The organism is Sporosarcina sp. P19, from assembly GCF_002743165.1.
Lineage (GTDB): Bacteria > Bacillota > Bacilli > Bacillales_A > Planococcaceae > Sporosarcina > Sporosarcina ureae.
Genome location: NZ_PDYR01000004.1, coordinates 207,782 through 218,742, shown reverse-complemented (window position 1 = coordinate 218,742; position 10,961 = coordinate 207,782). Strand labels below are relative to the sequence as shown.

The 10,961-nt window shown below is 44.3% G+C and carries 11 protein-coding genes; 2 read left to right on the top strand and 9 right to left on the bottom strand.

Going from position 1 to position 10,961, the window contains the following annotated elements; translation table 11 throughout:
* Positions 1-1,375 precede the first annotated feature (1,375 nt).
* A complete protein-coding gene (locus CSV74_RS07145; RefSeq protein WP_158231765.1) occupies positions 1,376-2,032 on the top strand; it encodes a phosphatase PAP2 family protein in 657 nt (218 codons plus the stop codon).
* A gap of 34 nt (positions 2,033-2,066) precedes the next feature.
* Complete coding sequence (gene mscL, locus CSV74_RS07140; protein ID WP_099691129.1) at positions 2,067-2,453, top strand: large conductance mechanosensitive channel protein MscL; 387 nt, start codon at positions 2,067-2,069, stop codon at positions 2,451-2,453.
* 353 nt (positions 2,454-2,806) lie between these two features.
* Here the strand turns inward: mscL and CSV74_RS07135 are convergent, their stop codons facing one another.
* The 9 genes from CSV74_RS07135 to trpD all read right to left on the bottom strand — a co-directional run bounded on the left by CSV74_RS07135 (position 2,807) and on the right by trpD (position 10,955).
* Positions 2,807-3,286: an acyl-CoA thioesterase gene (locus CSV74_RS07135; RefSeq protein WP_029053333.1), complete on the bottom strand. Its 480-nt coding sequence runs from the start codon at positions 3,284-3,286 to the stop codon at positions 2,807-2,809.
* A gap of 90 nt (positions 3,287-3,376) precedes the next feature.
* Positions 3,377-4,261, bottom strand: a complete 885-nt coding sequence (locus CSV74_RS07130) for a C40 family peptidase (protein WP_158231764.1) — start codon at positions 4,259-4,261, stop codon at positions 3,377-3,379.
* Entirely contained in the window at positions 4,254-5,363 is a 1,110-nt protein-coding gene (locus CSV74_RS07125; RefSeq protein WP_099691127.1) for a mandelate racemase/muconate lactonizing enzyme family protein, read from the bottom strand. The genes CSV74_RS07130 and CSV74_RS07125 overlap by 8 nt, the downstream gene beginning before the upstream one ends.
* Positions 5,364-6,293, bottom strand: coding sequence for a S66 peptidase family protein (locus CSV74_RS07120; RefSeq protein ID WP_099691147.1), 930 nt, complete (start codon positions 6,291-6,293; stop codon positions 5,364-5,366).
* A gap of 254 nt (positions 6,294-6,547) precedes the next feature.
* A complete protein-coding gene (gene trpA, locus CSV74_RS07115) occupies positions 6,548-7,339 on the bottom strand; it encodes a tryptophan synthase subunit alpha (protein ID WP_099691126.1) in 792 nt (263 codons plus the stop codon).
* Complete coding sequence (trpB, locus tag CSV74_RS07110; protein ID WP_029053338.1) at positions 7,336-8,526, bottom strand: tryptophan synthase subunit beta; 1,191 nt, start codon at positions 8,524-8,526, stop codon at positions 7,336-7,338. Before trpB ends, trpA begins: the two co-directional genes overlap by 4 nt.
* Positions 8,510-9,142, bottom strand: coding sequence for a phosphoribosylanthranilate isomerase (locus tag CSV74_RS07105; protein ID WP_099691125.1), 633 nt, complete (start codon positions 9,140-9,142; stop codon positions 8,510-8,512). Before CSV74_RS07105 ends, trpB begins: the two co-directional genes overlap by 17 nt.
* Positions 9,139-9,927, bottom strand: a complete 789-nt coding sequence (gene trpC / locus CSV74_RS07100) for an indole-3-glycerol phosphate synthase TrpC (protein WP_099691124.1) — start codon at positions 9,925-9,927, stop codon at positions 9,139-9,141. Before trpC ends, CSV74_RS07105 begins: the two co-directional genes overlap by 4 nt.
* On the bottom strand, positions 9,924-10,955 hold the full coding sequence (trpD, locus tag CSV74_RS07095; RefSeq protein WP_099691123.1) for an anthranilate phosphoribosyltransferase: 1,032 nt from the start codon (positions 10,953-10,955) through the stop codon (positions 9,924-9,926). The genes trpC and trpD overlap by 4 nt, the downstream gene beginning before the upstream one ends.
* Positions 10,956-10,961: the final 6 nt, after the last annotated feature.

Here is a 10,961-nt window from a genome sequence, read left to right as displayed (position 1 = left end):
CCGCCAGTTGTCTCATGGCCACGGCCTACCCCGCAGTTGTGCCTGTGCTACTGAGTAGTATTTATTTTGATTGTGGTTCTAACTAGAATAAAATCAATGACGTAGTGATACTGATCTTCTATTTTTGAAAAGGAAGTATACGAACTGCCCTACACCTAATGCAACGAAGGCGCCTGCTGTGGTAGGCGTAGCGAGGAGACAGAGACAGGCGAACTTCCTGTCTGTGGCTCCTCGCGAAAGCCATCCACCAGCGCCGAAGTGGAGACAATGAACTTGCCATTCAGATCGCCAGCTAAACCACAACCTCCTAATTGAACAGGGAAAAGAAAAGCACGTACAAGAACGACAACTGAATGCAGCTTATTAGGCATGCTAAATAGAAACGGAATACAAAAGCACTTCGACGATTAAAACAACTAGACGAACTGCCCTACACCCAATGCAACGAAGGCGCCTGCTGTGGTAGGCGTAGCGAGGAGACAGAGACAGGCGCACTTTCCTGTCTGTGGCTCCTCGCGAAAGCCATCCACCAGCGCCGTAGTGGGGACAATGAATTTGCCACTTAGATTGACAGCTAAACCACAACCACCTAATTGAACAAGGAAAAGAAAAGCACGTGCAAGAACCACAACCGCACGCCGCTTATTAGGCCTGCTAAATAGAAACGGAATACAAAAGCACTTTTACGATTAAAACACCTATATGAACTGCCCTACACCCGATGCAACGAAGGCGACTGCTGTAGTAGGCGTAGCAATGAGACAGCGACAGGCGCACTTTCCTGTCTGTGGCTCCTCGCGAAAGCCATCCACTAGCGCCGTAGTGGGGGCAATGAACTTGCCACTTACATTGCCAGCTAAACCACAACCTAACGCCGCATATTAGGCATGCTAAATAGAAACGTAATACGACAGCACTTCGACGATTAAAAACAACTACCTGAACTGCCCTACACCCGATGCAACGAAGGCGACTGCAGTGGTAAGCGTAGCGTTGAGCCATAGACAGGCGCACTTTCCTGTCTATGGCTCCTCGCGAAAGCCATCCGCCAGCGCCGTAGTAGGGACAACGGACTTGCCACTTACACTGCCAGCTAAACCATAACCTCCTGATCAAACAGGAAAGAAAAAGCACGTGCAAGAACCACAACCCCAAGCAGCTTCTTACTTACCATGAACTGTACCGTACTTCGACAGGCACTCGTCACTCATTTAGGAAAACTACTGTTCTGAAAATGTCCTATACCGCGTCTAACAAAGGCACCTTCTACACACCACATAAAACTTCGACATTAACCGGTACAAACCTCTACATTTCGCTGTACATTCATTTTACAATCGTTCAGAATATACAACTATAGAAAGGAATGTATACCATGCATAAACTATCACTTCGTTTATTAGCCGTTTGGATTATTTGTATTTTGTTTACCGGCTTTTTCGCCTACATTGCCAGATCGATTCATTTGCAAACGATTTCTAGTTTTGATGAACCTATAATTGACTTTGTGCAAAGCGCAGAATCTCCAGGGCTGACGTCTATTATGAAACTATTTACTACCATCGGTTCTACTACATCGGTTGTTCTGTTGGCCATACTGACACTTGGAGTGCTGTTATGGAAGAAACATCGTGCCCAAGCGGTACTATTCGCTATAGTACTAGCTGGAACAGGCATTCTTAATCAAGTACTTAAATTCATCTTCAAACGGGAACGTCCTGATTTTAATCGTCTAATCGACATTGGCGGGTATAGCTTTCCTAGCGGACACACGATGATGGCATTCAGCCTATATACGATACTTGCCTATATCCTATGGAGGAATGTAAAGAATACAGGAGGCCAAGTTGTGATTATCATTCTTGCAGCTATGATGATTGTCATGATTGCAGTCAGTAGAATATACTTGGGTGTTCATTTCCCAAGCGATATAGTCGGCGGGGTGCTAGCTAGTTCAGTCTGGTTGTTCGCATCCATTGCATTCTATCAACGATTCCAACGACAAAGATCAGGTAATCTACAAACAAAGTAAAACACGATGAAGTTTATACAAGGAGGTTATTTCTATGTGGAAGGATTTTAAGGAGTTTGCGTTTAAAGGGAATATCTTTGATTTGGCAATCGGTGTTGTAATTGGTGCCGCTTTCGGAACGATTGTTTCTTCTTTAGTCGAAAACATTATGACACCACTGATTGGCATTTTATTAGGTGGTCTCAACTTTTCAGAATTGAGCTATACAATTGGTGATTCTGTAATCAAATATGGTCTATTCATTCAATCTATTATTGACTTCCTAATTGTCGCAGGTTCGATCTTCGTCTTCTTACGAGTACTTATGAAGTTGAAAATGAAGCCGGAAGAGGCAGTTGAAGAAGAACCTGAAGAAAAACCATTGGATATAAAAGAGGAATTACTTACTGAAATTCGTGATTTATTAAAAAGCGAACGATAAAATAGCAAACACTCACTCTTTCAGTCGTACAGCCGCCACAGTTGTCTTACAAAGTCCATTGCAACGCGCCTGTCAAGGTGTTACAATTATAGGCAGGATACTGATCAAAGGAGTGGATATTCATGTGGTTCGTCTATATCATGTATGCATTGTTTGCATTTATTCTTGGTGGAACAGTACTTGGACTAGTCCGTACGTTCAGCAGTAATAACTAATACAATTTAACAGCAGTGAATGAACGGGCTACGGCCTATTCATCCACTGCTGTTTTTATATACACGATTATTTTAGGAAGTTTTCATAAAAATAGCACAAGGCAGAAACGGTTGCCCCATTTCTTCCTTGCGCTTTTATTAATGTTTCATCAATCTGCGCTGCTTACGAAGTTCACGTCGTGCAGGTGCGGTATCGAATAGACGTTTTTCTAATTCCGTTTCAGGATACACTTCCGCCACTGGGATCGGACGATTTGTGTCATCTACTGCAACCATCGTACAGAATGATTCTGTCGTCAACCTCACTTCACCTGTCACCAAGTTTTTGGAATGAACCGAAATAAAAACTTCCATAGATGTGCGACCAACGGAAGTGACTACCGCTTCAAGTTCAATGACATCGCCCAGCAAGGCTGGAGAAACGAAATCGACAGAATCGATCGAAGCAGTAATCGCAGCTCTAGTACCTGCGTGTTTCATAGCTGATATAGCTGCGATTTCATCGATATAGGAGAGAACTTTTCCTCCAAAGATTGATTCAATATGGTTCGTGTCCGGCGGTAAGACCAGCTTACTTTGGATGGTTCTCGACTCGCTCATCGGCTTTTGTTCAGACATTACGACAACTCCCTTTTTAGTACGTTCTTTCAAGTATACATAAAAGAAGGGAGTCAGCGCCAATTCTTTCTTGATGTATTGCATATTCGATTAGATAATTCTTCGCACACTACAGACATTTTCGGCATAAGCAGACTTCTTCAGCTCGATTTGTTCAATTAATTTCCCAGTTGAAGGTGCGTGAAGAATCTTTCCGTTGCCCACATACATCGCCACATGATGAATACGTTGCTCTTCATTCTTGAAAAAGATCAAATCACCTTTTTGCCAATCTGCAGAGTCGAGCGAGATGGATCTGCCCTCTTCTGCCTGATCCACTGCATCACGCGGCAAGCAAATTCCACACGCTTTCCATATAGCTCGGGTGAATCCTGAGCAATCAAAGCCCCAGGCGGACATGCCTCCCCATAAATACGGCAAGCCAATAAAGCGTCTTCCCGCTGTTAGCGGACGGTGAATTGATTCTTCTCCTACACGCTCGACATCAGATACATTTAGCAGTTTCCAGCCATGCGGTGTCCATACACGTATCTTCTTGCCGCGTCGTTCTGCGGATGGAAAGATTGTATTGAAAGAAACACGTAAGAAGAATGTACCTGATTCATCAAACAGAGCTGCTTTTGGAGAAGTCACTCTGACAAACTCTTCTGTCTGTATTCGCTTCTTCATGGAAAGTTGAACAAGCGGCACCCACCCAGGATAACCTCGAGGATCTTTACGGGTTGGCTGGGAGCTAGCAATTATACGCGCCCAGTCACCAACCACTTCTTCGACAATCACAGATTCACCGTATAATAATTGCGTTTGAATTTGATCTTTGTTACTTAGCGCTAGACGTTCTTCATAGGATAACTGGGAAAGCCATCTATCGATTTGCACAGGATGATCCAAGGCAGGGAGATCAGCTACACGAGGAGAATCAGGATCAGTCCATACTGTCGCAACGCTTACCGCGCACATCCATTTCTCATTCACATGCATGCTCCTTCACCCATTGCATCATCCGTTTCGAATCAAATCCTAGTCCTGACTCCTTACTCAATTCCATACGCGATCCGTAATAGTGTACACCCCCTGCAGATAATTCCTCTGCTAATAATAGTGGTGCATCTAAATCTACTCGCGTTATATTCGGTTGACTTGCTGCTATATGGGCAGCTGCCGTCACCCCAACTGCTGTCTCCATCATACTTCCGACCATACACTCTATGCCATGTACTTCAGCCAATGTATTGATTTTCAAGGCTTCGCGGATCCCCCCCGACTTCATCAATTTGATATTCAGTACATCCACTGCGCGCATCTCCAGCAATCTTTTTGCATCTCTCGCTGAAAATAATGATTCATCTGCCATGATCAGCGTGCTTGTCTGTCTTGTCACGTCTCTCAAGCCTTCTACATCATATGCGGCAACTGGCTGTTCTATTAATTCCAAATCAACTCCGTCATCTTCCAACTGGCGAATTAGGCGAATGGCTTCTTTGGGTTTCCAACCTTGGTTGGCGTCGAGGCGAATCGTGATATCTTGGCCAACGATTCGACGAATAGCGTGAATCCTTTCTCTTTCTTGTTGAAAGCTACCTGTACCTACTTTCACTTTGAGCGTATCAAAACCTTTGGCAATATGTTCTGCCGCTTCCTTGGCCATTTCAGTAGGCTTCCCGACACTGACTGTCAAATCTGTTTTCAAGCTTTGATGGTAGCCGCCTAACACTTGGACTAAAGGTAAACCGCAAAGCTGTCCGAACAAATCATTCACTGCCATGTCCACTGCAGCTTTTGCACTCGTATTCCCCATAATTGCCCGTTGTATTCTTTCCATTATTACTTCTCGCTGTATGATATTTCCGCCAATCAATATAGGTGCAAGAACATCATGGATGACATAACGAATGCCACCGATGGAATCACCTGTTATGACATGCGTGGGCACCGCTTCCCCCCAGCCAATCAGACCGTCGTCAGTTGTTAGTTTGATGATGACCGATTGCACAGTATGAACAGTACGCAGCGCCGTGATAAACGGTTTACGCAATGAGGATGACACGAGGAATGTTTCCACCGTGCGAATTTGCAATTACTCCACTCCCGGTAAGATAGTTAGCGTCTTACTATTTGCATCCAAACGTCCTTTCACACCAAATGGAATTGCAATATTCGGTTCGCAATGACCGATACGGAATCCCTTTACGACAGGCTGATTTAGTTTGCCAAAATAATGTTCAAACACGTCATCCAATGCGAGTGAAGCATTCGGCTTCGTTGGTGTCGCTTTCGCGAAATCACCAATCACGATACCTGCTGCTTCGCGAAGCTTACCTGCGAGACGTAATTGATTAAGTAGACGATCCACTTTATAAGGCTCTTCACCCACATCCTCAAGTACAAGTAATCGATTATTCGTCTTAATCTCAAATTCACTGCCTAGACTGTTGACTAGTTGCGTCAAGTTACCACCGACCACTTCGCCTTCTGCAACACCGCCTACAATAGTTTCGAGCGGCGAGATGGCTTCAGAATAATGAACTTCTACAGGCGTAAATAATTGCCCGAACATTTTTCCCGACATTTCATGAAACTCGTCTTGTGCGACACATGATGCAAGCATCGGTCCGTGGAATGTAACGAGTCCTGATCCCTGACGAATTGCGGTATGTAGATACGTAATATCACTGAACCCCCAAAACACTTTCGGATGGTCGTGGATCAAATCGAGATCCAGTTGTTCTGCGTAGCGTGCCGAGCCGTAACCACCACCCGCACAGAGAATTCCCTTCACTTCGGGATCTTTAAACATCTCATGCAAGTCAGCCAGCCGTTCCTCATCAGTCCCTGCCAAATAACCATTTTTCTTATACACGGACTGGCCTAGTTTATAGCGCAGACCCAATTGCTCCAAAAATTGAAATGAACGCTCCAATACTTCACGTTCTACAGGGCTGGCAGGTGCCACAATCCCAATTACATCACCTTGTACTAAATGTGCTGGACGAATCATTCTACTCATCACCCTTTCTACGTCCTACTTTATCATATTCATGAAACTCCATCGTCATCACGAGATTTCTAAGACATTTAAAGTAGATTGTGGGTAATCTTTAAGTTATCCCCTTTATGAACAGCTAATCCCCAGATATTGTGCATACTTTATATTAAATTACTTAAATAACAGAAAAAGTTATTCACACTTTCTCTATTGTGGATAGTTTTATTTACAGTAAAAAACGGATAACTGAAATATATCAGTTATCCGCAAAATTATTAGCTATTGGTTAGTTGATTTTTGGATGCGTTAATTAACGTCCGAACCTTTTCGTAATCTCCTTCATGAAGAGCCCTTACGATCGCACTTCCTACGATGACGCCGTCAGCAAGTCCGCCAAGTGTGCGTACATGCTCAGGAGTAGAAATACCGAATCCCGCAAGAACCGGAACGGAACTTGCAGCCTTTAGACGCTCTAAGTGACCTTCTAGTCCTTCTGTAAATGATGAACGGACACCCGTGATGCCGTTTACTGTCACTGCGTAAATGAAACCTTCTGCTGCTTTCGCAATGGCTTCAATACGCTCAGCTGGACTGGTTAGAGAAACTAATTGAATTAATGCCACATCGCTATTTTTCAGCGCTTCTTTGAGTAAGCCGCTTTCCTCGAGCGGAAGATCTGGAACGATTAAACCGTAGACACCACTTGCTTCACAATCTGCCGCTATCGACTGTAAGCCATAGCTAAGAACAGGATTCAAATACGTCATGATTACTAAGGGAATCTTGACTTCTTCTCTGAATGAAGCAAGTTCTTTCATAATCTTTCGTAATGTAATGCCTTCAGCTAACGCTCGCTCACCGGCTTGCTGGATTACATCACCGTCCGCTACCGGATCGGAAAATGGTATACCTACTTCAATAGCGGTTGCACCCGCTTCTTGCAGGAATAGTATCGTCTTCTTCAACGTTTGTAATCCGCCGTCACCCGCCATGATATAAGGTACAAACGCTTTGTTTCCCTGTTCATTACACTGCATAATCGCTTGTGTCACTAGTTTTTTCGTCATACGGATTGACCTCCCAGCGCATCACGTACTGTTTGCATGTCTTTGTCGCCGCGCCCCGATAAACAGATCACGAGTAGCTCATCTTCTTTCATTTCTTTCGCTAACTGCACTGCATAATAAACAGCGTGCGCACTTTCAAGAGCCGGAATAATCCCTTCTACACGTGAAAGTACTTGCACCGCTTCAAGCGCTTGTTGATCCGTAACGGAGTCATACTGTACACGCTTGATATCAGCTAAATGGCAATGCTCAGGTCCTACCGCAGGATAATCGAGACCGGCGGAAATGGAGTGCGCCTCTTGAATAAATCCATCATCGTCTTGCAATACGTACATGTACGCACCGTGCAAAACGCCTTCTTGTTTACCCGCAATGGCTGCCGCATGTTTGCCTGTTGAAATGCCGCTACCGGCCGCTTCTACACCGTACAACTTTACATCTTGATCATCGACGAATGGGTGGAACATACCAATCGCGTTACTACCGCCACCAATACAAGCTACGACTGCATCAGGGAGTCGTCCTTCATGTTCCACGATTTGCTTACGTGTTTCATCACCGATCACTCGCTGAAAATCACGGACGATTTGTGGGAATGGATGCGGACCTAGAGCCGATCCTAAAATATAATGTGTGTCCTCTACATTGGAAACCCAGTAGCGTAATGCTTCATTGACCGCATCCTTCAAAGTACCTGAACCTTTATCAACGGAAACCACATTCGTACCGAGTAGTTCCATGCGAAAGACGTTCAGTTCTTGACGACGGATATCTTCTTTGCCCATGAATACAACGCATTCAAGACCGAGTAACGCACAAGCAGTAGCTGTTGCCACACCATGTTGTCCTGCTCCTGTTTCCGCTACGATTTTCTTCTTGCCCATACGAATCGCAAGCAATGCTTGGCCAAGAGAGTTATTAATCTTATGAGCACCTGTATGATTCAAATCTTCGCGCTTTAAATAAATTTTCGCGCCACCTGCATGCTTCGTCAAACGCTCTGCAAAAAACAAAGGGGTTTCACGACCTACAAACTCTTTCAAATAATAATCCAATTCCTTTGAAAACGCAGGATCTTGCTGTGCTTCTTCGTAAGCAGTTTCTAACTCCTGCAATGCAGTCATCAATGTTTCCGGAACGAACTGACCTCCGAATTTCCCGTAGCGTCCTTTAGTCTCTGTTGTCATGACGATCTCTCCTACCCTTCGCTGTATGAATAAACGTTTGAATGCGTTCCGTGTCTTTTTGCTTCTCAATCTCCACTCCACTTGATACATCCACCATATAGGGATTCACTTGCCACAATGCTTCCTGCACATTGCCTGCATGCAGTCCACCAGCTAAGATAATTTGCTCTTTTGATACACCCGCATGTTCAAGTAACGACCAATCGAACGTATTACCACTACCGCCTTTGTATTCAACACCTGGTGTATCGAATAAATAATAATCCACCTTATATGTGGCAGCGAGTTTCACATCGTCTTCAGTTTCAATAGCAAGGGCTTTAATAGAAGGTAATCCCACTTGTTGAATGAAAGCGGGAGTCTCTTCTCCATGGTATTGAATATAATCCAAGGGCACTTCTTTAAATATCTTGTGTAACTGCTCTTTTGCTTCATCCACAAAGACTCCGATTTTTAATACGGACGGTGGAATGAGTTTCGCCAGTTCATGTGCCCGCTCTACCGTCACTTCCCTACTGCTTGGTGCAAATACAAACCCTATAGCATCAGCGCCTGCATCCACGGCTGCTTGTACGTGTTCTGGTTTCATCAGTCCACAAATCTTTACTTTTGTCATGGACGATCCACGTGCTTTTCTACTTGCAATGCTTGCAGAGCTTCTTTTACTGAATCACTGCGCATCAATGATTCTCCGACAAGTACTGCACTTGCTCCAGCTTTAGCTGCACGTTCTGCATCCTCAGGTCCCCTGATCCCGCTTTCACTGATGAACACACGCTCTTCATCAAACGGGAAGTGTGAAGCGATCAGTTCTGTCTGTGCTAAGTCTACTTCAAATGTATGCAGATTGCGGTTATTGACACCGATAATTCTTGCATCGATTGACAATGCACGTTGCAACTCTTCGACGTTATGCACTTCTACTAGCACATCCAAACCTTCTTCGTTGGCATACGTATATAGACTTCCAAGTGTTTCATCATCGAGTGCTGCCACAATCAGTAAAATGACGGATGCACCTGCGCTTTTTGCTTGGTCAATCTGAATTTTATGGATCATAAAATCTTTACACAACAATGCGATGGGCACAGCATCCGCTACTGCAGACAAGTCTTCAAATGATCCCTTGAAAAATTCTTTATCAGTCAATACTGAGATACACGCAGCACCTGCTTCATAATAAGCAGTCGCCTGTTTAACCGGATTGGCACCATCTGCAATTAATCCTTTAGAAGGTGATGCACGTTTCATTTCAGAGATGACTTGCAGTTGTTTCGCTTTCCTCAGTGTTTGATAGAGTGACGGACGTGTGATCTCCCGTTCCGGAAACGTCACGTTACTCGCTAGCAATTGATCTACTTCTATTTTCTTCTGTGCAATAATTTTTTCTAAAATCGTCATTGGATAACCGCCTTCTGCCGAATCTTTTCGCTAAATGCGACAACGGCATCTAGTTTTGCTAACGCCTTGCCTGACAAGATACTTTCAGTAGCTATTTTCACGCCTTCTTGAATTGTAGAAACATGCCCATTTGCAAATAAACCAATACCTGCATTCAACACGACTGTATCAAACTTTGGTCCACGTTCTCCACCTAAGATCGATCGAGTAGTCGCGGCATTTTCTATTGCGTCTCCACCTTTTATTGCAGATAACGGTGCATATTCAAGCCCCACGTCATCTGCAGTCAATGAAAATGGAATTAAATCACCATGATCGAGTAATACAAATTCATTCTGGCCTGCAAGAGACGCTTCATCCATTCCCCCTGCCCCACTCACAACAATCGCTCTTTCTCGCCCCAGCATTCTGAGTACTGATGCATATTCCATGATGAAATCTGGACGGTTAATACCGGTAAACTGTGTTTCAAGTGATACAGGATTCGTCAATGGCCCAACTAAGTTGAAGATCGTCGTCTTACCAATTTTGTTCCGTATAGCGCCGATCCTCTTCATTTTAGGATGAATAGACGGGGCAAATAAGAATGCAATCCCTTGTTGTTCCAATAAGTTCTGCATATCGGGTATCTGGAAATCAGAATGAATGCCAAGTGCATCCAAAACATCCTGGCTACCCGATGCACTAGAGATTTTACGATTACCATGTTTCGCAACCTGGACCCCGGCACCCGCCAGCACGAATGCAGCTGTCGTACTAATATTGAATGTATTGACTCCATCTCCACCCGTTCCACAGTTATCTAGATAACGTGCCTCTGTAGGCGTCAGGTCGTTTGCATATGACTTCATAACAGCCGCTAATGCCGCTACTTCATGTGATGTTTCACCTTTTTTCGATAACGCGATCAAAAATTGTGTAATTAGATCTTCATCTGTCGCGTCATTGAACATTAGCTCGGCGGCTTCTCTCATCTCTTCGTACATAAGGTTGCGTTGCTTCTCTACTATGCTCAAAAACCTCTTCATACTCAT

Coding starts and splice junctions, on each gene's coding strand:
- CSV74_RS07145 (WP_158231765.1), top strand. CDS start 1,376: ATGCATAAACTATCACTTCGTTTATTAGCCGTTTGGATTATTTGTATT.
- mscL (WP_099691129.1), top strand. CDS start 2,067: ATGTGGAAGGATTTTAAGGAGTTTGCGTTTAAAGGGAATATCTTTGAT.
- CSV74_RS07135 (WP_029053333.1), bottom strand. CDS start 3,286: ATGTCTGAACAAAAGCCGATGAGCGAGTCGAGAACCATCCAAAGTAAG.
- CSV74_RS07120 (WP_099691147.1), bottom strand. CDS start 6,293: ATGAGTAGAATGATTCGTCCAGCACATTTAGTACAAGGTGATGTAATT.
- trpA (WP_099691126.1), bottom strand. CDS start 7,339: ATGACGAAAAAACTAGTGACACAAGCGATTATGCAGTGTAATGAACAG.
- trpB (WP_029053338.1), bottom strand. CDS start 8,526: ATGACAACAGAGACTAAAGGACGCTACGGGAAATTCGGAGGTCAGTTC.
- CSV74_RS07105 (WP_099691125.1), bottom strand. CDS start 9,142: ATGACAAAAGTAAAGATTTGTGGACTGATGAAACCAGAACACGTACAA.
- trpC (WP_099691124.1), bottom strand. CDS start 9,927: ATGACGATTTTAGAAAAAATTATTGCACAGAAGAAAATAGAAGTAGAT.
- trpD (WP_099691123.1), bottom strand. CDS start 10,955: ATGAAGAGGTTTTTGAGCATAGTAGAGAAGCAACGCAACCTTATGTAC.